Below are 22,966 nucleotides of genomic sequence, written 5' to 3'. Positions count from 1 at the left end.
AAATGCAAAATCCAGCTTATTTTGGCGAGTTTGGCGGTATGTTTGTACCCGAACTGCTTGTCCCTGCGCTTAAGCAGTTAGAAAACGAATTTAATAAAGCACAGAAAGATCCTGAATTTCAGGCAGAACTAAGTAAATTACTTAACGAGTATGCTGGTCGTCCTACCCCGCTTACTTTAACGCGTAACTTAGTTAAAAACCCAAAAGTAAAACTGTACTTAAAGCGTGAAGATTTACTCCATGGTGGTGCGCACAAAACAAACCAAGTTTTAGGCCAAGCACTGCTTACCAAACGTATGGGTAAAAAGGAAGTGATTGCTGAAACAGGCGCCGGCCAACATGGCGTTGCAACGGCACTTGCCTGTGCGTTACTTGGACTAAAATGCCGCATTTATATGGGTGCAAAAGATGTTGAACGCCAACAACCAAATGTATTTAGAATGAAGCTAATGGGCGCTGAAGTTATTCCAGTAACTGCAGGCTCGGGCACATTAAAAGATGCGGTTAACGAGGCATTGCGTGATTGGTCAGCCAATTATCAAGAGGCTCATTACCTTTTAGGTACTGCAGCAGGTCCTCACCCATTCCCGACTATTGTACGTGAATATCAAAAAATAATTGGTGAAGAAGCAAAACAACAAGTACTTAAAGCCGAAGGCCGTTTGCCTGATGCGGTTATTGCGTGTGTAGGCGGTGGGTCTAACGCAATTGGTATGTTTACCGATTTTATTGATGAGCCAAGCGTTAAACTCATTGGCGTTGAACCTGCAGGTAAAGGGTTAGACACGCACGAGCATGGCGCAACCATCTGTAAAGGAACAAAAGGTATTTTGCACGGTACTTACACTTATATTATGCAAAATACAGATGGCCAAATTGAAGAGTCTTACTCTGTATCGGCGGGACTAGATTACCCCGCAGTTGGCCCTCAACATGCCTTTTTACACGAAACTGGCCGTGCTCAATATGTCGGTATTACCGACACCGAAGCACTTGATGCCTTTCAAGCATTAGCTAAACACGAAGGGATTATTCCTGCGCTTGAATCAAGTCATGCGCTAGCCTATGCCCTCGAATATGCAGAAGAGCAAACGCAAGACAGTATCATTGTTATTAATTTAAGTGGTCGTGGCGACAAAGACTTAGCCCACGTACACAAGGTATTATCAGAGGAAGGTCAACTATGAACCACGTAAAAACTGACCGTTATGGACAAATGTTTGCCGCGCTTAAAGAGCAAAACCAAGGTGCTTTTGTGCCGTTTGTAACCATTGGCGATCCAGGTAAAGCGCAAAGCATCGAAATTATTAAAAGCTTAATTGATGGCGGCGCAGATGGACTAGAGCTAGGTATTCCGTTTTCAGATCCGATTGCCGACGGCCCTGTTATTCAAAAGGCCAATATTCGTGCTTTAGATGAGCACATTAATACACAAGATTGTTTTGATATTATTAAAGAAATACGCCAGTACAATGCCGACATCCCAATTGGTTTGTTATTGTATTCAAACTTAATATTTAAACGTGGCTTAGAAAAGTTTTACACCGATGCAAAAGCAGTGGGTGTTGACTCTATTTTAGTGGCTGATGTGCCATTGCATGAGTCTAAAATGTTTAGAAAAGCAGCCATGGCCAATGGTATAGACCCGATTTTTATCGCTACACCGAACGCCAGTGACGATACCCTGCGTGAATGTGCCTCATACGGCCGTGGCTACACCTACTTGCTTTCTCGCGCAGGGGTAACAGGTACAGACACGAAAGCACAAATGCCAGCAACGCATGTGGTTACGCGTTTGCAAGAGTACCACAGTGCGCCTGCGTTATTAGGCTTTGGTATTTCAACGCCTGAAGATGTAAAAGCGGCACTTAAAGCCGGTGCTGCGGGGGCTATTTCGGGCTCTGCTGTGGTAAAAATCATTGAAGCAAACTTAGATGATATAGACGCGATGACCTCGCAGCTAAAAACATTTGTAAGCGATATGAAAGCCGCTACTGCGCTTTAATAGCGAGCTGTGTTTTATCATTATCAATAAAAAAGGGCATATAACATGCCCTTTTCTATTTAAAAGCCCACAGCTAGTGCGCTTGGTGCTTACCTTCGAGTATTTCTTCAATAAATTTTGCATTAAATGCATCTAAATCTGCAGGGCTGCGGCTAGTGACTAAGCCGTTATCAACACACACTTCTTGATCTACCCAATGAGCTCCGGCGTTAATTAAATCGCTTTTAATACTAGGGAAGGAAGTCACTTTTTTATCTCTGAGCTTATTAATTTCAGCTAATAACCACGGCGCGTGGCAAATAGCGGCCACGGGTTTGTTTTTCTTAGCTCCAAAAAAGCCATCAACAAACGCTTTGGCATCTGTATTTTGACGTAAGCTATCGGGATTAAACAAACCACCCGGCAGTAAAAGCGCATCGTAGTCAGCGGCATTGGTATCTGCAGCTAATTTATCAACGGTTACTTTTTCACCCCAATTATCTATATTCCAACCTGTGATCTGCCCTTCTTTAATAGACACCACCTCTATATCGGCGCCCGCCTCTAGTAATGCGCTTTGCGGTGAAAGTAGCTCGCTTTGTTCAAATCCATCGGTGGCTAAAATGGCAATTTTTTTACCTTGTAAACGGGTGCTGTTATGTAAATTACTCATTAAATACTCCTTATCTTATTTTTTGATACACAGAGGTTACTGCATATCACACACCAAAGATAACACGCTGATAATATTGGCGTTTTATAAAAAGAGATGAGAGCGCTATGTAAATTATTTACAGTGGTTGCAGATACTACACAGCCATTTTTCAAAAATGGAAATAGCCTGCAAGGTACATGCTTTGTTTAAATAACAAAACTCCCTTACAGGCACTGTCTATTAAAGGCTGTCTTTTAACGCTTTGGCTGGCTTAAAGACTGCTTTATTAGCCCCTTCTATTTCTATTGCTTCGCCGGTTTGTGGATTACGACCCTTACGGGCTGGGTAATAACTTAATGCAAAAGTGCCAAAACCAGATATTTGTACCTGATCGCCTTCAGACAATGATTTAGTAATCACCTTTTGTAAGCTGGTTAACGCTGCTTGTGCGTCTTTTTTTGTTAACTCGCTCGTGTGTGCCATGGCTGTAACAAGTTCTGCCTTATTCATTTTTTGCTCCTAAATACACGCGCTGGCTTTAGCCAACTTGCGTGGCAATACAATGATGTAAAAATAAAAGCAGGCAGGCTAAGGGTTACAAGGAGGTAAGTCAACCTTAACCAAGCCCAAAGTGCATAGGGGGTAATGAGTGGCGTTAAATATAATCAGCTTGGCTGTTTTATAGTCATAAAGATGACTTAATCGCTTGCTAAGGTGAAATAAAAATCACCGGGAGCAAACGTGAACGCTAATCAATACCGCTGGTTTGAATTTACCTTTATTTTTATCATCCTGCCTTTAATTGGCTTTAATATTCGCCAGTATTTATCTAACTGGCTTATTCCAGCACTGATCATTTTAATGAGTGTGTGCTGTATGCTGCTACTAAACGACATTCACTTTAAGCGATTTAGATTAACCAGTATGGGGCAGTTTTCTGCTGTGAAGCGCCGTATGTTTAGCTTTTTCTTTATTGGCGCATTATTTTCAGGGGTGTTTTACAACCTACTCTACCAAGGACACTGGTTTACTTTACCGCGTGAAAACCTCACCGATTGGCTGATGCTATTGCTGCTCTACCCTTTATTGTCGGTGATCCCGCAAGAGTTAATATTTAGAACGTATTTTTTTCATCGCTATAAGCGCATTATGCCCAGTAAATGGTTGCGCATTATTATTAGCGCCAGTGTATTTGCATTGGCACATATTATTTACGCCAATTGGATAGCTGTTAGTTTAGCGTTTGTCGGTGGCTTAATGTTTGCCTATACCTACGCGCAAAGCCGCTCAACTTTTGCCTGTGTTATTGAGCACAGCTTATGGGGCATTTGGATGTTTACCCTAGGGATTGGTGACTACTTAGATTCGGGTGCACTGAATTAACTAACCGCAATAAAAAAGCCGCGACAAGCGCGGCTTTATTAAATTAGTTTTTAATTAAAAACCAAAAATACTGATATTAAAAAACTTGGTCGCAACGGTATTTACAAAAATGATTAATAATATCGCTGGAATAAAGGTTTGCAGTGAAAAGTTAACGTACTTTTCCATAAAGCTATTCGCATAATTAGGCGAACCTTGTCTTAGCTCTTCACTTAAACGAACCTTCTTCCATTTATACATTACAAACAAACACACCATTAAACCATTTAAAGGCAATATTGTGTCGTAAAATACGTCATAAACAACATCAAAAAAGCTCTTATTACCACTGCCGTAGCTAGTAAAGGTAGTTAGGCTGTCAATCATACCAAACGACATAATACACATAATGGTTAACACACCGGTTGATAAGGTAAGTATGCCTAGCGCTTTTTTACGGCTAATGCCTTTACGGTCACTTAGTGTGGCAGTCGGCACTTCAACAATAGATACCAGTGATGTAATTGCAGCAAAAAATACCAGCAAAAAGAAAATAAACGCCACGGCTGATGCGCCAAAATAGCCAATATCGTGTTGTAACGCTAATAAGATTTTTGGTAAGTACACAAAAATCATTGAAACTGACGAGTCAGATAACTTTGTTGGATCGGTATTTGGGTCAAAGCTAAAAATAGCCGGTAACACCATTAAGCCTGCAACAAAGGCAACTAATGAGTCGGTAATGGCAACCATTTTCGCACTGCCCACAATGTCATCTTTTTTAGAAATGTAAGAGGCATACGTAATTAAAATACCCATACCTAACGACAATGAGAAAAACGCTTGGCTCAATGCGCCATTAAGAACACTGGCATTCATTTTACTAAAATCAGGAATAATATAGTACTTCACACCCGCCATTGCGTTATCAAGAGTGAGTACATAACCCACTAATATAATAAGCATGACAAATAACGCCGGCATCAAAAATTTAGCCGCTTTTTCTATGCCATCTTTTACGCCACCGACCAATATTAAGTTAACAATCACCACAACCAGTGCCATGTAGCCAAACACCGTGTAGCTGTTAATAAACTCATCAAAGTGCCCAGGGTTTGCCAACTTATCCAAATTACCAAATGCTGTTTGGCTTAAGTAACCAAAAATCCACACCGTGATCACCATGTAAAAAACGGCAATCATAAATGGCGTTAACACGGCTAAAAAGCCAGCAAACTTCCATTTCTTATCGTTATTGGCTAACGCTTTGTATGCACCAAGAGGATCTTTTTGTGCGTGGCGACCCATAGCCATTTCGGCCATCATGACGGGTAAACAAATGAATGCGACGAACAAAGCATAGACGAGCAAAAATGCACCACCGCCATTCTTAGTCGCAGAAACTGGAAAGCCTACTAAGTTACCAATGCCCACAGCAGAACCCGCCGCTGCTAATATAAATCCTAAGCGGGAGCTAAAGTGCTCTCTATTTTCACTCATGTAATAACCTTGTTATTATTTATCTTATCCAAGGGACTCTACCAGTGTTACACAACGCTTTTCAAGCAATTACCGCGTAAAAAAACATTCTTGCTGTAAACATCGCCATAAACACTTTTAATTCACCATTTATCAACGCTATGCTAGTATGCAGTTAATTAAATTTAACAAGTTTTGAGAGTATTTTTATGTTGTATATGATTTATTCAACGGACGTCCAGAACAGCTTAGAGCACAGAAAAGCTGCTCGCCCTGCTCATTTAGCACGTTTACAAACGCTAGAAAACGAAGGTCGACTATTAACAGCCGGACCCCTTCCAGCGGTTGATAGTGAAGACCCTCAAGATGCGGGCTTTACTGGCTCTTTAGTGATTGCTGAATTTAACTCTTTAGAAGATGCCAGAGAATGGGCCGCAGATGATCCTTATGTTGCGGGTGGCGTATATGAAAACTCAATTGTTAAACCATTCAAAAAAGTGTTCCCTGCTTAACATTAACGTGAGTTCCCTTGTTTAACTGCAACCAGTAATTCAGGGTTTGTTCACTCATTTTTAATTAGACTTTGTCTTATAAAAATTTAAATACTCAATAGAGTAATTAAATTTTAGTGGCTTAGTTTTTTAGGCTAAGCAGGTATGTTCTAGGAGTTTCGTAATGCGTGTATTATTAACACTCAATTTAATTGCTGTTTTTTGTTTGGCTAATGTTGCCCATGCAAATAATACTAACAGCACACCCGATAAAATTGAGATAAGCAAAAAGAAAGCAGTAATACTTGCAAAACAAACCACAGACGGTACAACATTAAAAATTTCAGAAGAAACACAATTTTATACAGTACGAATTTTAAAAGCTGACGGCCACGTCGTCGATTTGAAGATAAACAAAAAAACTGGCGAAGTGAAAAAGGATTAACCAATGCGAATTTTAGTAATAGAAGATGATTTACATTTGGCAGATAATCTGCGCAATGCATTAGAAAAAGAGCGTTACAGTGTTGATTTATGTCACGATGGCGAAGCGGGCCTTTTTCATATAACAGAATACCCTTTAGACATGGCAGTGGTTGATTTAGGCCTGCCTAAAATAGATGGCATAGAGCTTATAAACAAAGCCCGCGCCCAAGGGATCACTATCCCTATTTTAATTTTAACAGCACGCGATCGCTGGCAAGACAAAGTTGAAGGCCTCGATGCGGGCGCTGACGACTACCTAACTAAGCCATTTCATGTTGAAGAACTCATTGCTCGCTGTAATGCGCTTATTCGTCGAAGTGCAGGTAAAGCAAACCCAGAAATGACGGCCGGCCCTATTAAAATTCATACGCGTTCACAACAAGTATGGGTAAACGACAAAGAGCTAAGCTTAACTGCATACGAATATAAAGTGCTTGAATACTTAATGGTTAACCCGCAAAAAGTAATTTCAAAATCTGAGTTAACAGAACATATTTATGACCAAGATTTCGATCTTGATTCAAACGTCATTGAAGTATTTGTATTGCGTTTACGTAAAAAGCTCGACCCTGACGGTGTGCTTAACCCAGTAGAAACACTACGTGGGCGTGGTTACAGGCTTAAAAGCCAGTGGTAGCACCGCAAATTTCGTTAAAAATAAGGCAAGGATTTATCCTTGTCTTTGTTTTATTAGTCGCCTTACCTATTTTGTTTTACTCCATAGGTAAGGCGTATTACGCGTCACTTGTTGATGCCACCGAAAAAAACCTCGAAGCGCACCTGTATTCACTCATCTCCGAAGTTGATTTTACCGAGCGCGGTATTATCATGCCCAGCTCTATCTTAACGCCCGAACTCAACAACCTAAACTCAGACACCTACGCCATGATTTACCGTGACGATGTGCCTATTTGGCATTCTGAGTCGGCGGTTAACGTTAACTTTGTTCCCCAATATATAGAGCCCAAAGCCGGTGCCGCAGACTTTAGACGCGTGGTTTATAACAACACCGCCTATTGGCAGTTAAGCTTAACGGTCATTCTTAATAATATTGACCAATCAGAACAAGCACGATTTATTTTACTAAAACGCAACGATGCCCTACTGCGTTTAATGGACGGGTTTAAACAAACCTTAGTCGATTGGATGTTTATAATGGGGATTGCCATTGCAGGGTTAATGGCTATTGGTTTTATTTGGAGTGCAAGGCCGCTGCAGCGCCTAGATAAAGAAATAAAAGCCATTGAATCGGGTGATATTCAAGAAATTAAAGGCTTATACCCAGTTGAGCTACAAACAATAAAAGCCGACCTCAACCTATTGTTAGAATCGCAGCAACGCCAAAAAGAACGCTACCGCGCCTCACTCAGCGATTTAGCACATGCACTTAAAACGCCGTTGGCGGTATTAAAATCAAGCCCACTGGCCAACGATGCCGACGCACAAGAACAACTCGACAGAATTAATGTGATGATCGAGCACCAATTAAAACGTGCTGCTACTGGGGCTTCCGATACATGGAAAAAGCAAACCCCCATCAAACCGGTTATCGACTCTATCTTAAGTGCAATGGGTAAGGTTTATCGCGATAAAGACATCATATTTAATTGCAAAGTGAGTGATAAAGATTACTTTTTAGGTGATAAAACCGATTTAATGGAGTTATTAGGCAACTTAATAGATAATGCCTGTAAAGCCTGTCGCTCCCAAGTCAGTATTAATGTTTCACAAGCTAAAACGCTCAGTATAAGCATTTGTGATGACGGCCCGGGCATTAAGCCAGATAAACGCGAATCGTTATTACAACGCGGTACGCGCCTAGATACCTACGAAAGCGGCCACGGTGTTGGTATGGCTATTGTATCTGACTTGGTTAAGTCGTATCACGGGCTGTTAACTATATCTCAGTCGCAACGTTTAGGCGGTGCAAAATTTATTCTCGAGTTTAATTACCATGAAAAAAAGTAACTACATCTTTTGTTTTAGCTTAAGCCTTTTATTTTTATGGGCGCAGCAAAGTATGGCTGCAGTGCAAGAGTGTACATTGCAAAACAATGCCCTACCCGAGCAAATTAAAGATTACACACAATGTTTAGACGCCAAATTAAATAAAGTGCAACAGCAAGAAGATAGCTGGATCCAAAAGCGTACCTTTGAACTGGCCGAATTAGAAAGTGAAACTGGTAACACCTACATTTTATCATTGTTTAAGCAAAGCCTTAACGCCAAAGACAAGTACATTCAAAAAAGTTGCCAGTGGCGTTATATGTTAAAACAGCCTAATTCACCAGAAGCTGTAGTAACTTATAAAGAGTGTGAAATAGCAATGATAGAGCAATTTATTCAGCAGCTTAAAATGGGACTTTAACCTGCTCTTAATTGAACATTATGTGTTGTTTCTTGCTAATTTAGTGGTTAGTTTATTGGTATTTTAGGAAGTGCAGCCTTAAAGTCTGCATTTTTGTATTTATATAGTTTGCAGTGTGACTACTGTGACCATACCGCAAATTCATTTCCATTTGGGTCGCTAAAGTGAAATCGTCTACCACCTGGAAATGAAAATGTAGGCTTAATTATTTTGCCTCCAGCTTGCTCAATTTTATTTTGAGTCGCTTCAAGGTCATTACTGTATAACACAATTAACGGGCTTCCGTTTTTAGTAGCAACAACCAAGTCAGATTTAAAGAAACCACCATCAACCCCTTGTGCGAAAAAGCTACAGTATTCTGGGCCATAATCTACAAATGACCAGCCAAACACGTCACTAAAAAAGGCCTTAGTAGCTGCAATATTTTGTGCAGGAATCTCAATATAGTTAATTTTATTATTTTGAGTCATTTTAGTTTTTTGCCCTTATTCTTGTTTATATTATTTGCGATTTGAACTGGTAATAAATAAAGATAGCAGCAATGCTCAATAATCATAAGCAAACATCAGGTATTTGAAATAAGCGATACATAAACACTGTTGGTTGTCATTCTTAAACAGCTTATTATCTGGATTTTTATATATCTAAGTTGATTTGCTCTGTAGTTAATATACGACTTTTTAAGCGATCAAGAATTTGTTGATTAAAACATTTTGACAAAACCACGCAAAAACCACAAACTACCTACCAATAGATTGACTTGACTAAAGTGATTTTAAAATGCGTAAACCTGTGGTTATTATTGGTGGTGGCTTAGCGGGCTTATATGCTGCTTACAACCTTAAAAAACGAAATATTCCGTTTTTATTATTAGAGGCCAAAGCCAGTTTAGGTGGCAGAATTGCGTCTCATTATTTACCGACCAGTAACACCATTAGCCACGATTTAGGCCCTACCTGGATATTTCCGCACCAGCTTAATATTCAACAGTTAGTTACTAATTTAAACATCCCTGTTTTTGAGCAATACACCCAAGGCGATGTGTTGTATCAAGCATCGCATACTGCCCCTGCTCAGCAAATTGCAGGCGCAGGTGAGATGCAGCTATTTAGAATTCAAAACGGTATGAACGAGCTCATTAGTGCGCTTTATCAGCAGCTTGACCCAAACACCGTTAAATTAGAGCGCGCTGTTAGTGAAGTTAAAAAGCTTTCCGATTGCTGGCGTATAAGCGCTAATTATCAAGAGAGTAGGCAGCACTATACTTGCGATCAGTTACTGTTGGCATTACCGCCTAGAATGATCAGTCAACATTTAACCCCGCATTTATGGGCCGATAATGTTTTAACACAGCGTTTAGCGTCGGTGCCGACGTGGATGGCAGGCCAAGCAAAGTTTGTTGCCACTTTTGAGCACGCTTTTTGGCGTGATAAAAACTTATCGGGGCAATGTTTTAGCCGTGTTGGCCCGTTAGTAGAAATTCATGATGCCTCAGCAAGTGATCATGCTCACCCTGCTCTATTTGGCTTTATTGGTGTGCCTTACTTGCAGCGCAGTCAAGTAACTCGCGAGCAATTAACCCAAGCTTGCCTTGATCAGCTTGGCTATTTTTATGGTGAGCAGGCTTATACTGCCACTCATTGCACATTAAAAGATTGGGCTGAGGATGAATTTGTGGCCAACAAGGATGACCAACTAGGTGTATCGCAGCATCCTGAATTTAATTTTTCAGGGCTTGGCGAGCAGCTTAAACAGTTAAAAGTGCATTTTGTGGGCAGTGAGTTTGCAAAGCAGGAGGCTGGCTATTTAGAGGGGGCTATAAACGCCGTAGATAGCGCCTTAGCTAATTTAATAAATACTTAATAATGTTAAAGGCGTGCTTAGCCACGCCTTTGTAAGGTATTAGTCTTCTGATTTAATGACGATTTCTTCACCTGTGCCAAGCATGGTTGCTAACCAACGCCCTTCGTCACTGGCTTCTAGCGCTATTTTTACAATCATGGTTAACGGCACCGATAACAACATACCCACAGAGCCTAATAGCCAGCCCCAAAATATTAACGATAAAAACACCACTAACGTAGAAAGCCCTAAACCTTTACCCATGTATTTAGGCTCAACAATATTACCCATTACGGTGTTTATAGTTAAATAACCCGCGCCAACAAGCCCTGCCACTAAGGGGCCTTGAGTAATAAGCGCCAGTAACAGTGCTGGAACAGCCGCTATGATTGAACCAATGTTAGGAATGTAATTAAGCATAAATGCCAATACGCCCCAAAGTACAAAGTAATCAACATCGAGTATCCACAAGTAAAAACCAGCAATTACACCGGTGGCTAAACTTACTAGGGTTTTAATGGCCAAATAAGAGTTAATAGAGTCTAAAAAGCGGTCAATTTGCTTAATTTTGCTGTCGGGGTCGTCTAGTGCTAAATGTATCTTTTTGCCAAGTATGGGCCCTTCAAACAGCATAAAAACAACCGTTAAAATAATTAAAAACATATTGGCCATTACGCTACCTAAGCCGGTTAGCATATTGGTGGCAACATCAACCATTTTACCGGGGTCGAACATAGACAAAATTTGTTCTTTATTAATTAAAATATTGTATTGCGAGGCCATATCAACCAGCCATACAAATTCTTCTTTTAACTGTGCTTTGTATTCAGGTAACTGCTTTGAAAAATCGTTAACCGACTGCCCCACTAAACCGCCTAAGCTAACACCTAAGCCCATAATAATAAGCACTACAAGCACCACCGCTATGCCTTTTGGAATACGGTAGCGAGCAAAAAAATTAATGAGTGGGCTACAAATAATGGCGATGAATGCGGCCAAAATAAACGGAATAACAATAGCACTTGCGGCTTTAATGCCCGCTAATACAATGACCAACGCTGCAAAAATAATTAAGCTTTTATTTACCCCAGTTAAACTTGCCAATACTCTTATCCTATTGCTGTTATTTGGCTTCAGTGTAAGGCAAAACCCAATAGAATGAAATGTTAAAGGGTCTGTTGGCCTTTCAAGATTAGATTTGCAGCCGTCTTTTTGGTTTTAAGGCAAGGCAGAGCCTATGTGGTGTGGTTGTTCCCCATAAATAGGCGATAACGCAGCATTAATGCCAAACAGGCGCTGCCCTTCGGGTTCTGTCTAGGGGCAATTTACTCTTTGTTGCTCGGTTTTGACTTAGCCCACTAGGTTACAAACCTCGCGCCGCGATTAAATCGCCCCTAGTTTGAACAAATATTAATCCGCAAAGACCAACAGACCCTAGGTGATCATAATAATGATTAGTACGTATAAATTTGCAAATCGTTGAGCTGGGGAGTATAAATTTTAAACATCCCGCTTTATTTATAATTTTGGAGTTGCAATGCATATATTTTTTACAGGCGCCACGGGCTTAATTGGTAGGCACCTTTGCCCTTTCTTATTGCACCACCACGACATTACGGTACTAAGTAGAAACCCAACCAAAGCTAAAGTGTTGTTAGGCCACAGAGTAAATGCTATTAGCAGCTTAGACGATGTCGATTTTAATACGGTCGATATTGTCATTAATTTAGCCGGCGAACCTATCGTTAATAAACGCTGGAGTGATAAACAAAAAGCAAAAATACGCGATAGCCGAATTATTATTACCCAAGCCATAAGTGATGCAATTAGTCAATGTCATACACCGCCACATACGTTTATTTCAGGCAGTGCAATAGGCTATTATGGTCGCCAAGGTAAAACCCAAGTTGATGAAAACAACACAGAACCCCACGATGAATTTAGTCACCAACTTTGTAAAGATTGGGAACTCGCTGCATTAAAAGCTGAGTCTGACGATACTCGTGTTTGCTTACTTCGCACAGGTATTGTACTGGCTAAAAAAGGCGGTGCACTTGGAAAAATGTTGCCTGCATTTAAGCTTTGTTTAGGCGGGCCAATTGGCAATGGCGAGCAAGGTATGTCATGGATCCACATTGATGACATGGTGCAGCTCATTTTATTTTTGATTCGTAATCAAGGTATCTCTGGTGCTGTAAATGCCACTGCCCCGCATCCGGTGAGCAATAAACAATTTAGCCAATCATTGGGTAAAGCACTGTCACGTCCTGCCTTTATGCCCATGCCTGCAGCTGTGCTCAATGTTCTAATGGGAGAAATGGCAGATCTACTCACAACCGGCCAATTTGTGGTGCCTAAAAAAGCATTAGAAAATAATTACCGTTTTCACTTTTCTGAAATCGATGCCGCATTAAAAAGTTTAGTTTAACGACTGACCTTAAAGGGTTAAGTTTGTAGCAAGGGAGTATAAAGTTAATACTTTTTACCCCCTTGCTATTTTAGTGTTACTACCTAATAATTAGTTAAGCGTTATTTCTTATTCAGCTAAAAGAGCAACTAAAACATGCTTCATTTACCCACATTAATTAGCCTCTGTTTTATTCTTAACTTGTTTATTGCAGTGTTCTTTTTTTCAGTGTATTCATATAAAAAACAACCTAGCTTTTTATTTTTTGCTACTGCCTGCTGCTCGTTTATAACCGCTATTGCCCTGATTGGTTTGAGAGGAGTGATTGACTATCCACTTTTAACTTACTTTTTTGCTTACCTATTTATTATTTTAACCCCACTCCTGCTTATTTTAGGGTTAATACCACAAAGTACGGTGCTTGCAGTAAAGCTAACGCCTTTATATTATGCCTGTGCTATATGTTGCACATTGCTACTTGCTGTGTATCTCATTGATGCTGGGCAAATTATTACCAGTATCATTACTGCCGTACTATTTAGCTACGCGGCTTATTTAATGATTAAAACCCCCAGTGTTGCTAAAGTACAGCAACGACTACTAATTGCCTGCTTTTCACTACACAGTCTAGTAATGCTGTTGCAAGTTGTACTCCTTGTTTTACCCTACTTTAGCCAAATTAGTCAGGCGACCTTAGCCGCGGGGTTACAACTATTATTGGTCTCGCATTTATTTTTAACCACAGCCAGTGCATTAATTCTGCCGTTTATTGCTTTTGCCAATGAAGAATCAAAACTAATAAACTTAGCGAATCACGATCCGCTTACACAATTATTAAACAGACGAGGCTTTTTCCGCCTGTGTAAAAAAATAACCCACACTGCACCACTTAACAGCAGAGTGTCGTTAATTATGCTCGATATCGATCTTTTTAAACAAGTGAACGACCGATATGGTCATGAAACTGGCGACGAAGCAATAAAGTGGATTGCACAACATATTAACGAATTGTTTTTTGAAGCAGGCATTACCGCTCGAATTGGCGGAGAAGAGTTTGCTATTTTCCTTAACCAAAAAAATCTTACTCAAGCAAGGCAGTTAGCCCAAAAGCTATGCAGAAGTATTGATCAATATCCCTTTTATTTTAACGGTAATAGTATTGCACTGTCTGTTAGTGCTGGAGTAAGTAGCGCACTTATTCGCGATTTAAATATGCAAGAGCTGCTATTACAAGCTGATAAACGCCTTTACCTTGCTAAAGAAACGGGCCGAAATAAAGTTGTTACTCATGATGAAAAAAGCTTATTAACCAAAGCTCCCACTGCCATCATTTAATTTAGCTATAAAAAAGCGGGGGCAAACATGACCCCGCTTTATAATCAAACCAATTAATTTTATTACTTACTGATCCAAGGCGTTACTTTAACTACCTCGTTTATATCAGCCAATACTTTGGTGTCGTTTTGCCAGCTGTCTGTTACTTCAAAATAACATACTGATTCTTCGCATGTTATGCGCTCATCATCAAATTGTTTAGGCGCATTAAAAGTAACAACCACCCCTTTTTGCTCAGGCAGTAAAAACCACATTAGTTTGCTAACAAAAAAGCCCGACAAGTCTGTTAAAAGCGCTTCAAGCTCATTATTAATGGTTAATAATGATTGCTTTGAAAAGGTTAGCCCTTCTAGCTCGTTGGCCTCTATTTGAAGCTTTAACTGACAATCATGAACCGGATTTTTAGGCTGAACCACAATCACCGCTTTGTCGGTATCTAGCTGTTTATCGAACGGTAATAGCAATTGCGCTTTGTCGGTATAATTAAGCGGGTACTCATTTTTTTCAGTTAAAATAGTACCGTTTTTAATACTACAAACTTCGTTAGTACCAATATCGCTAATATAAAAGTTTACGCGGGCGTACTGAAAATCGCCTTTGTTTACTACTTTTAAACGGTCGTAAAAACCGTCATACGACATCACAAATTCTTTAGCAACGGCACTACTAGCTGCTACTGCTAAAAAGCTGGCTGTAACTAATTTTAATAACGGCTTATTCATCAAAGTACGCTCGGTTTTGATTGATCATCGTATTTAGCTCTTCAATATACGCTTCACCACGTTCAGAGTAAGACATTAAACCATACGTTAATTTAGTCGCTAAAATTGGTTTTTGTTGTGCGCGTAAGTCTTCGCGGATAGTACGTAGCTCTTTGTAAGCATTGTGGGTATTAATATTTTTAAAATAAGAGCTTACTGCTGCACGTACCGATTTGAATGCAGCCACTTCATGCTCGGCTTCACTATTACGTCTTCTTGGTACCATGCCACAGCCTTTTTTGTAGCACCATTGGCCAAAAAAGTTTAAGCCGATTCGTGCAAAACGTGAAGTGCCCCATGCAGACTCATTGGCTGCCTGCATTAAGGCAAGTTCTTTAGGAATAATATCTACTCGGCGCAGTGCTTGGTTTAAGGTGATGGTATCTAACGTTTCAGGTAATCCGTACGACTTAAGTATTTTTTTTATGTCGCCCGCTTGTTTTTTACTAAGCGGTTCACTGTGTTCTAGCATCATGCGCGCAATTTCAATGTTTGCACGTTGCTGTAAAATCTTTTTGTTTTCGGCTTCTACATGAGGCTTAATGAAGTTAAAAAACGCATGTTTTTTCTCTTTCACATCAGTGAATTCTGAGAACTTTGGCAACTTAACGTTGTGCAATGGTTTTTCTTTTTTCTTCTCTTTTTTAATGTTGTTAGAGCTGGTTTGCTCGTCTGATACTAGTTCATCAGCATCAATAAACGGAAGGGTCAACGCCCAAATAACAATGGCGGCTAACAACAACTGAAAAATAGTTTTTAACATGTATTATCTCAATTTAACTCTAAGTTATGTATGGTGTAGTCACATACATACGAAACATCATTATACCTAAGCCACTTTATAAACGCGAATACTGAACAACCGAATAAAATTCATACACCTATTGCTTACAATTTATAATATACTAAGTGCTAAAGCCGAAGACGAATTGATAGGTTGAGACATGGATAAACAGTGGCAAAATAGAATTATTGAACAATATAAGCACCGCCCAAACGATAACCGCTCTCCTTGGCAAATAGACCGCTCACGAATCATTCATGCTGCTGCATTTAGGCGTCTTCAAGCTAAAACCCAAATAATGGGTATTGGCTTAAACGACTTTTACCGTACACGCCTTACCCATTCATTAGAAGTCTCGCAAATAGGCACCGGCATATTACGTCACTTAAAAGCCCAGCACCCTCGTTTTGAACATTTTCCATCAACAGGATTACTCGAAACCTTATGTTTAGCCCACGATATAGGCCATCCACCGTTTGGGCATGGTGGCGAAATTGCACTTAACTATATGATGCGTGATCATGGTGGTTTTGAGGGTAACGCACAAACACTGCGCATTGTGGCAAAGCTAGAGCCCTATAGTAACGGCTACGGCATGAACTTAACTAGACGCACCTTGTTAGGATTTATTAAGTACCCAGCTTTTATTGATAACCTTTGGCATAACATCCCACAAGAAAATAAACAGCGTGCGTTTATAAAAGCCGATGACTGGCGACCAGCCAAAGGTATTTACAATGACGATGCCGCGATATTTAATTGGATTATTGAGCCTCTTAGCGCAAGTGATAAAGCGTTATTATCTAGCCAAGAACACGCAGATGCTTACCGCGCTAAAACCCGTTATAAATCACTCGACAGTGCCATTATGGAACTGGCTGATGACATTGCTTATGCCGTTCACGATCTTGAAGATGCAATTGCTACCGATGTTCTTAGTTTAGACGATTGGCTAACCCATGCATTGCCGCATTTACAAGCTCTTGACTATGACTGGTTAAACACTTTGCTGGAGTCACTCTCCAAGCGGTTATTTTCAAAGTATGAACATGAGCGAAAAGACGCCATAGGCGAACTGGTGAATACCTTTATTATTCATATTCATTTAGATACCCAAAACAATGAATTTGAGTGCCCTATTTTAAAGCACACAGCAAAATTAGATCAGCAATACGAAAATGTGCTACAGATCCTCAAACACTTTGTATTTCAGCGTTTAATACGCGACCCACAAATGCAGCAAATAGAATTTAAAGGGCAAAACCTACTCATAGAATTATTTACTGCGTTTGCCAGCGATCCGCTGCGCTTATTACCCGAAACCACGCAGGCACTATACCTTGAAGCTGAAAAACACAATCAAGGTATGCGTATTATTTGTGACTATTTAAGCGGTATGAGCGACGAATACGCTTATAAAACTTATCAACGGTTGTTCTCTCCCATACAATAAAGTAGTGAGCCTAAAAAAAGCCGAGTCATTTAAGTAACTCGGCTTTTCGTTAGCTTATAAAGTCACATTAAAGTGATTTAATGCCCATGTTGTAAAGCGTAAAACCGTACATGTCGGCATAAAGGTCAATAATTTTACTTGTTGGCGTACCCGCACCGTGGCCTGCATTGGTTTCAATACGAATAAGCGTTGGATTAGTGCCCGCTTGGTTCGCTTGAAGCTCTGCTGCAAATTTAAATGAATGCGACGGTACAACGCGGTCATCATGATCGCCTGTAGTGATCATCGTCGCCGGATATTCAACCCCTGCTTTTACATTATGAATTGGCGAGTAGCCTTTTAAGTAATCAAACATTTCTTTACTTTGGTCGCTAGTACCGTAATCGTATGCCCAGCCAGCACCCGCTGTAAAAGTATGATAACGAAGCATATCCAGTACGCCTACCGCAGGTAACGCCACTTGAAATAAGTCAGGTCGCTGGGTCATTACGGCACCGACTAATAACCCGCCGTTTGAACCACCTCGCAGTGCTAGGCGCTTTTTAGAGGTGTATTTTTTATCCTGTAAGTATTGTGCAGCAGCAATAAAGTCGTCAAATACGTTTTGCTTTTGCAATTGCGTACCCGCTTTATGCCACTCTTTACCATACTCACCGCCACCACGAATGTTTGCCACTGCGTATACGCCGCCTTGCTCAAGCCAAGCCGCTGTTGTAGAGCTAAAGCGAGGTGTTAAGCTTATATTAAAGCCACCATAGCCATATAAAATAGTTGGGTTGCTACCGTCTAATTTAATATCACTTTTGTAAGTAATAATCATCGGTACTTTAGTGCCATCTTTAGAGGTATAAAATACTTGCTCAGAGGTGTAGTTGTCGCTATTAAAATCAATCCCTGACTTACGATATACTTTAGACTCACCACTTTGTACGTCAAAACTGTAAGTCGTGCCAGGTGTTTTGTAGTTAGTAAATGAGTAATAAAGCGTAGTTTGCTCTTTTTTACCGCCAAAACCACTCGCCGTACCAACGCCTGGTAAACTAATATCGCGGATCAATTCGCCCTGCTTGTTGTACTGCTTCACTTTAGAGATAGCATCAACCATGTAGTTGGCAAAGAATGTGTTACCGCCAAGCGTTACATTAAGTACGTTTTCGGTTTCTGGAATAAAGTCTTGCCAGTTTTCAGGTTGCGGGTTGCTTGCATCAACCGTCACTACTTTTTTATTCGGAGCATTTAAGTTAGTAACCAAAAATAGCTTGCTGCCTTCGTTATCAATCACACTGGTATCAGAGTCGGTATTACCCACTACGGTAACAAACTCGCTATCTGGCTTAGTTAAATCTTTAATAAATAACTTATTGCCTGAGGTCGATACGCTAGCACTAATAAACAAATAACGGCCATCTTTGGTCGCTTTAGCGCCTACATAACGGTGCTTTTGCTCAGCGGTATCGCCAAATACTAGCGTATCCTCGCTTTGGGCTTGGCCTAATTTATGGTAGTACACTTTATGTTGATCAGTTTTTGCAGAAAGCTCACTGCCTTCTGGTTTGTCGTAGCTTGAATAATAAAAACCATCATTTGCCAACCAACTCACGCCACTAAATTTAACATCAACCAGTGCTTGCTCTACTTGCTCTTTGGTCTCGGTGTCTATAACAATGATTTTACGCCAATCACTGCCACCTTCCGATATTTGGTATGCTAACAATGAGCCATCTTCTGAAAATGATAAGCCCGACATTGAAGTGGTACCATCTTCACTAAAGGTATTAGGATCTAAGAAAATCTCAGCCTCGCCCCCGTCTTTACTGCGGTATAAAACGTACTGATTTTGCAGGCCATCATTTTTGTAAAAATAGGTGTAATCACCTTCGGTGAACGGCGCGCTGATTTTTTCGTAGTTCATTAACTTTTCAAGGCGCTGCTTTAACGTATCTCTGTACGGTATTTGCTCTAAATATGAAAAGGTTAGGTTATTTTGTGTTTTAACCCATTGAGCCGTTTCATCACTCATATCATCTTCTAACCAACGATACGGATCAGCCACATTTTCACCAAAGTAAGTGTCAACCACTGTGCCTTTTTTAGTTTCAGGGTAATCTAGAGAGTTAACTGCTTTCATTGCTGTTTTTACTTCATTTTGAGAGGTGTTTTCTGCAGGTTGTGAACAACCCGCAAGTGCGATTACAACCGCACAGGTCAGTGTTTTTTTTAGCATTGTTATTTTATTCCCTTGTTGATAATCACTCTAAGTTATTAACTTTTCCTGCTTTTGTCTATTAAGATGCGGTAAACGTCATTTATCGCTGTTAACCTGCGCTTAGTTACGCTTAAATACATTAATGAACAACGTTTAAACACCAATAGGCTAAGTAATGACAGAAACCCAATCCTTTTCCAGCTTTAAACGCTTTTACCCTTATTACTTAAAAGAGCATCGTAATCAAACCTGTCGTAGATTGCATTTTATAGGCAGTAGTTTAGTACTGTTACTGACAGGCTATGCGTTTTTTAGCTCACAAATTATGTTGTTATGGTTATTACCAGTGATTGGTTATGGCTTTGCGTGGGTTGGGCATTTCTTTTTTGAAAAAAACCGCCCTGCTACATTTAAGCACCCGTTGTATAGTTTATGGGGCGATTGGGTAATGTTTAAAGATATGCTCACAGGTAAAATTAAATGGTAAATGGCGACTTACGCTACAGGCTACTCAAATAGTCCACCTGCCGCTGTAAATAAATTGTAGATTGAATGTAATTCAATTGACCTTGGTTATAAAAATGGTCTACCTTGACAACAGAAATTTCAATTAGTTCATTAATAATTGAATTACCTGTAGAGCATTGAATGAGGGAAACTAATCATGCAACTAAAACAGCTATTTACAGCAAAAAAAACCATTACACTCAGTGTTGCCGCTGCACTACTTGGCTCGTGGTCGGTAAATGCCGCACAGCAAGACACACAAGCAGAAGAAAATATTGAACAAATTAGTGTAATTGGCTCTCGCCGACTCGGCCGCACAGTTGAAGACAGCCCAGTTCCGATTGATATCATTAGCGGTGATGCCCTAAAAAGTTCAGGGCAAACTGAAACCAATGCACTACTGAGCACTTTATTACCAAGCTTTAATTTCCCTCAGCCATCAATCACCGATGGCAGCGACCATGTGCGCCCCGCTCAACTGCGTGGCTTAGCACCTGATCACACCTTAGTGCTCGTAAATGGTAAACGTCGCCATAGTAATGCACTACTTAATTTAAACGGTTCAACCGGTCGTGGATCATCATCGGTTGATTTAAACGCTATTCCAGCCAATGCCATTGAGCGAATAGAAGTATTGCGCGATGGTGCCGCAGCGCAATATGGCTCAGACGCCATTGCCGGTGTGATTAATATTGTCCTTAAAAGTAATAGCAGTGGCGGCAGCCTAGGTGCTGTATATGGAGCAAACATCACCGAAATGCAGGGTGTGCCTCAACTAGAATCCGTTTCTGAAGACGCCAATGGCAACTTAGCCTTTAATGAAGGCAGCGACCGCTCGCTTACCGACGGCCAAACGTTAACCTTACAAGGTAATATGGGTTTTGAATTAGGTGATAACGGCTTTTTAAGTATTTCTACTGAATATCGCGACCGTAGCTCAACGAATCGCTCTGATTATGACCAGCGCGAAAATTACGCCCGCCTACCTGATGGCTCTCTTGATCCGCGTGAGTTCACATGGGATCGTTACAATCATAACTTTGGCAATGGCACCGTTGAAGACTTCGCGCTGTTTTATAATGCCGGTTATCAATTAACTAACGATGCCGAGCTCTACTCGTTTGGCTCTTACAGCAAGCGTGAAGGCGAAGGCGGAGGTTTTTATCGTCGCGCACAAGACAGCCGTAACGTAACAGATATTTATCCTGATGGCTTTTTACCGGTGATCACCTCAGATATTGACGATTTTTCGTTAGCACTTGGCGTAAAAGGTTTTGCTAATGAATGGAATTACGACGCTTCTGCTGTATACGGCCAAGATGCCTTTAACTTTGGTGTTATTGATAGCTTAAACACCTCATATGGACCTAGCAGTCAAACCAGTTTTGATGCCGGTACACTTACCTACGATCAGCTGACTATTAACCTTGATTTTAGCCGCGAGATTGATGCAGAGTTTTTAGCTAGCGGAATCAACGTCGCAGTGGGCGCTGAGTATCGTCGTGAAGGCTACGAAATTCAGGCAGGCGAAGAAGCCTCATACGCACAGGGCACTTTTGGCCCTGGTGGCGCAGTAACCGACCCAGTTAATGGCCCATTTGGCTCTGCAGGTTCGCAAGTATTCCCCGGTTTCACACCTGAGTCTGCGGGTGATAACAGCCGCCATAATGTTAGCCTTTACATTGACTTAGAAGCGTTTATTACAGATAACTGGAACGTTGCCGTAGCAGCGCGTTATGAAGATTATTCAGACTTTGGTGATACCCTTAATGGTAAAATTGCCACCCGTTATACGCTAACAGAAGATTTAGCATTACGCGGCTCTGTATCAACCGGCTTTAGAGCGCCCTCTCTGCAACAGCAATATTTTACCTCAGTGGCGACCGTATTTGTTGATGGTATTCCAACACAAACAGGTACGTTTGCCCCAAGCAGTGATGTAGCCGTTGCATTGGGATCACCGGGCTTAGATGCAGAAGAAGCCACCAACTACGGGGTAGGTTTTACCTGGTCAACCGACTTTAATTTCAGCTTATCTGTTGATTACTACCAAATATTAATTGATGACCGTATTGTGTTATCAAATAACCTGTCGGGCGCAGGTGTAGCAAGCTTACTTGAGGGTACAGGGGCTAACCAAGGGCGGTTTTTCTTAAACGCGATTGATAGCAAAACCCGTGGCGTTGATGTGGTTGCCTCTTACAACCTAATGACCGATAACTACGGCGATGTAGCGTTTAATTTAGGCTATAACTACGGCAAAAACGAAGTAACTAATATTATTGACCCACCCGCTGAGCTACAAAGCGTAGGTGTTGAACAAGATAACTTGTTCTCGGGTAATGAACTGCGCCGTTTTGAAGTAAGCACCCCGCGTAATAAATACAACCTAAGCGCTACATGGACACTAAACGAATGGCGTACCACACTTCGCAGCACTCGCTATGGTGAAACACAAGACCCATCAGAAATTCCAGAGCGTAACGAAGTGCTCAAGCCAAAGTGGATCACCGACTTAGATGTTGCTTATGCACTTAATAACAACATTACTCTGAGCTTAGGCGCTAATAATGTGTTTGATGTATACCCAGATCCAACGCGTGATTTAGTGAGCGATGTAACTACCTTCTCTCGCTTGTTCTCGTATTCGGGCTTTTCGCCATTTGGCTTTAATGGCCGTTATGTGTACGGCAAAATTGAAATGAAATTTTAAGCTGCAGCTTAAACCAAAAAGCCACACTAAATAGTGTGGCTTTTTTAATAGATTAGGGTCTGTTGATCTTTCAAGGTCAAATTTGCAGCAGTCTGTTTGGTATTTAGGCAAGGCAGAGCCTATGTGGTGTGGT

Annotated in this window: 22 protein-coding genes; 14 read left to right on the top strand and 8 right to left on the bottom strand. The window is 40.8% G+C overall.

From position 1 onward, the window contains the following. Window positions 1–2 precede the first annotated feature (2 nt). Together trpB and trpA are read left to right on the top strand one after the other, a co-directional pair. Window positions 3–1,187, top strand: a complete 1,185-nt coding sequence (gene trpB, locus QMA00_RS08270; RefSeq protein WP_290156808.1) for a tryptophan synthase subunit beta — start codon at window positions 3–5, stop codon at window positions 1,185–1,187. After that, entirely contained in the window at window positions 1,184–2,005 is an 822-nt protein-coding gene (gene trpA, locus QMA00_RS08265; RefSeq protein WP_290156773.1) for a tryptophan synthase subunit alpha, read from the top strand. Before trpB ends, trpA begins: the two co-directional genes overlap by 4 nt. A gap of 73 nt (window positions 2,006–2,078) precedes the next feature. Here trpA and QMA00_RS08260 read toward each other — a convergent pair whose 3' ends face one another. Both QMA00_RS08260 and QMA00_RS08255 read right to left on the bottom strand, forming a co-directional pair. Next, a complete protein-coding gene (locus tag QMA00_RS08260; protein WP_290156771.1) occupies window positions 2,079–2,657 on the bottom strand; it encodes a type 1 glutamine amidotransferase domain-containing protein in 579 nt (192 codons plus the stop codon). 222 nt (window positions 2,658–2,879) lie between these two features. Continuing rightward, a complete protein-coding gene (locus QMA00_RS08255; protein WP_262975865.1) occupies window positions 2,880–3,149 on the bottom strand; it encodes an HU family DNA-binding protein in 270 nt (89 codons plus the stop codon). Between the two features lie 231 nt (window positions 3,150–3,380). Here QMA00_RS08255 and QMA00_RS08250 point away from each other — a divergent pair, with 231 nt between their 5' ends. After that, window positions 3,381–4,022, top strand: a complete 642-nt coding sequence (locus QMA00_RS08250) for a CPBP family intramembrane glutamic endopeptidase (RefSeq protein ID WP_262975864.1) — start codon at window positions 3,381–3,383, stop codon at window positions 4,020–4,022. 54 nt (window positions 4,023–4,076) lie between these two features. Here the strand turns inward: QMA00_RS08250 and QMA00_RS08245 are convergent, their stop codons facing one another. Continuing rightward, entirely contained in the window at window positions 4,077–5,501 is a 1,425-nt protein-coding gene (locus tag QMA00_RS08245; RefSeq protein ID WP_290156769.1) for a sodium-dependent transporter, read from the bottom strand. Between the two features lie 188 nt (window positions 5,502–5,689). Here QMA00_RS08245 and QMA00_RS08240 point away from each other — a divergent pair, with 188 nt between their 5' ends. From QMA00_RS08240 to QMA00_RS08220, 5 genes are all read left to right on the top strand, one after another. Then, on the top strand, window positions 5,690–5,992 hold the full coding sequence (locus tag QMA00_RS08240) for a YciI family protein (RefSeq protein WP_016900387.1): 303 nt from the start codon (window positions 5,690–5,692) through the stop codon (window positions 5,990–5,992). Between the two features lie 163 nt (window positions 5,993–6,155). Beyond that, a complete protein-coding gene (locus QMA00_RS08235) occupies window positions 6,156–6,416 on the top strand; it encodes a PepSY domain-containing protein (RefSeq protein WP_016900388.1) in 261 nt (86 codons plus the stop codon). 3 nt (window positions 6,417–6,419) lie between these two features. Continuing rightward, on the top strand, window positions 6,420–7,094 hold the full coding sequence (locus QMA00_RS08230; RefSeq protein WP_008109187.1) for a response regulator transcription factor: 675 nt from the start codon (window positions 6,420–6,422) through the stop codon (window positions 7,092–7,094). Then, window positions 7,088–8,425 (top strand): ATP-binding protein, encoded by a 1,338-nt coding sequence (locus QMA00_RS08225; protein ID WP_290156767.1) that lies wholly within the window; start codon window positions 7,088–7,090, stop codon window positions 8,423–8,425. Before QMA00_RS08230 ends, QMA00_RS08225 begins: the two co-directional genes overlap by 7 nt. Beyond that, a complete protein-coding gene (locus tag QMA00_RS08220) occupies window positions 8,412–8,825 on the top strand; it encodes a hypothetical protein (protein WP_262975860.1) in 414 nt (137 codons plus the stop codon). Before QMA00_RS08225 ends, QMA00_RS08220 begins: the two co-directional genes overlap by 14 nt. 119 nt (window positions 8,826–8,944) lie before the next feature. Here QMA00_RS08220 and QMA00_RS08215 read toward each other — a convergent pair whose 3' ends face one another. Then, a complete protein-coding gene (locus tag QMA00_RS08215) occupies window positions 8,945–9,295 on the bottom strand; it encodes a VOC family protein (RefSeq protein ID WP_262975859.1) in 351 nt (116 codons plus the stop codon). Window positions 9,296–9,605: 310 nt separating this feature from the next. On the opposite strand from QMA00_RS08215, the gene QMA00_RS08210 reads away from it, so the two are divergent. Further along, window positions 9,606–10,688 (top strand): FAD-dependent oxidoreductase, encoded by a 1,083-nt coding sequence (locus tag QMA00_RS08210; protein ID WP_262975858.1) that lies wholly within the window; start codon window positions 9,606–9,608, stop codon window positions 10,686–10,688. A gap of 39 nt (window positions 10,689–10,727) precedes the next feature. Here QMA00_RS08210 and QMA00_RS08205 read toward each other — a convergent pair whose 3' ends face one another. After that, the gene (locus QMA00_RS08205) at window positions 10,728–11,771 is read right to left on the bottom strand and encodes an AI-2E family transporter (protein WP_262975857.1); all 1,044 of its coding nucleotides are present in this window, start codon (window positions 11,769–11,771) and stop codon (window positions 10,728–10,730) included. A 433-nt stretch (window positions 11,772–12,204) separates the two neighbouring features. On the opposite strand from QMA00_RS08205, the gene QMA00_RS08200 reads away from it, so the two are divergent. Together QMA00_RS08200 and QMA00_RS08195 are read left to right on the top strand one after the other, a co-directional pair. Next, on the top strand, window positions 12,205–13,095 hold the full coding sequence (locus tag QMA00_RS08200; RefSeq protein WP_290156763.1) for a TIGR01777 family oxidoreductase: 891 nt from the start codon (window positions 12,205–12,207) through the stop codon (window positions 13,093–13,095). 135 nt (window positions 13,096–13,230) lie between these two features. Then, on the top strand, window positions 13,231–14,409 hold the full coding sequence (locus QMA00_RS08195; protein ID WP_262975855.1) for a GGDEF domain-containing protein: 1,179 nt from the start codon (window positions 13,231–13,233) through the stop codon (window positions 14,407–14,409). Window positions 14,410–14,471: 62 nt separating this feature from the next. On the opposite strand, the gene QMA00_RS08190 is transcribed toward QMA00_RS08195, so the two are convergent. Beyond that, complete coding sequence (locus tag QMA00_RS08190; RefSeq protein WP_262975854.1) at window positions 14,472–15,131, bottom strand: DUF2987 domain-containing protein; 660 nt, start codon at window positions 15,129–15,131, stop codon at window positions 14,472–14,474. Then, a complete protein-coding gene (locus QMA00_RS08185) occupies window positions 15,124–15,933 on the bottom strand; it encodes a glucosaminidase domain-containing protein (RefSeq protein WP_290156760.1) in 810 nt (269 codons plus the stop codon). Before QMA00_RS08185 ends, QMA00_RS08190 begins: the two co-directional genes overlap by 8 nt. 181 nt (window positions 15,934–16,114) lie before the next feature. On the opposite strand from QMA00_RS08185, the gene QMA00_RS08180 reads away from it, so the two are divergent. Continuing rightward, window positions 16,115–17,407 carry an anti-phage deoxyguanosine triphosphatase gene (locus QMA00_RS08180; RefSeq protein ID WP_138561180.1) on the top strand — a complete coding sequence of 431 codons (1,293 nt, stop codon included), beginning with the start codon at window positions 16,115–16,117 and terminating at the stop codon, window positions 17,405–17,407. 67 nt (window positions 17,408–17,474) lie between these two features. Here the strand turns inward: QMA00_RS08180 and QMA00_RS08175 are convergent, their stop codons facing one another. Continuing rightward, on the bottom strand, window positions 17,475–19,631 hold the full coding sequence (locus QMA00_RS08175; RefSeq protein ID WP_076922278.1) for a prolyl oligopeptidase family serine peptidase: 2,157 nt from the start codon (window positions 19,629–19,631) through the stop codon (window positions 17,475–17,477). A gap of 157 nt (window positions 19,632–19,788) precedes the next feature. Between QMA00_RS08175 and QMA00_RS08170 the strand changes: the two genes are divergently transcribed. Together QMA00_RS08170 and QMA00_RS08165 are read left to right on the top strand one after the other, a co-directional pair. Then, entirely contained in the window at window positions 19,789–20,100 is a 312-nt protein-coding gene (locus QMA00_RS08170; protein WP_076922279.1) for a DUF962 domain-containing protein, read from the top strand. Window positions 20,101–20,277: 177 nt separating this feature from the next. Further along, window positions 20,278–22,833: a TonB-dependent receptor gene (locus QMA00_RS08165; protein ID WP_076922280.1), complete on the top strand. Its 2,556-nt coding sequence runs from the start codon at window positions 20,278–20,280 to the stop codon at window positions 22,831–22,833. Window positions 22,834–22,966 lie beyond the last annotated feature (133 nt).

The organism is Pseudoalteromonas sp. APC 3694, from assembly GCF_030407565.1.
In the GTDB taxonomy this organism is placed as follows: Bacteria; Pseudomonadota; Gammaproteobacteria; order Enterobacterales; family Alteromonadaceae; genus Pseudoalteromonas; species Pseudoalteromonas tetraodonis.
This window is presented reverse-complemented; position numbering and strand designations above follow the sequence as displayed.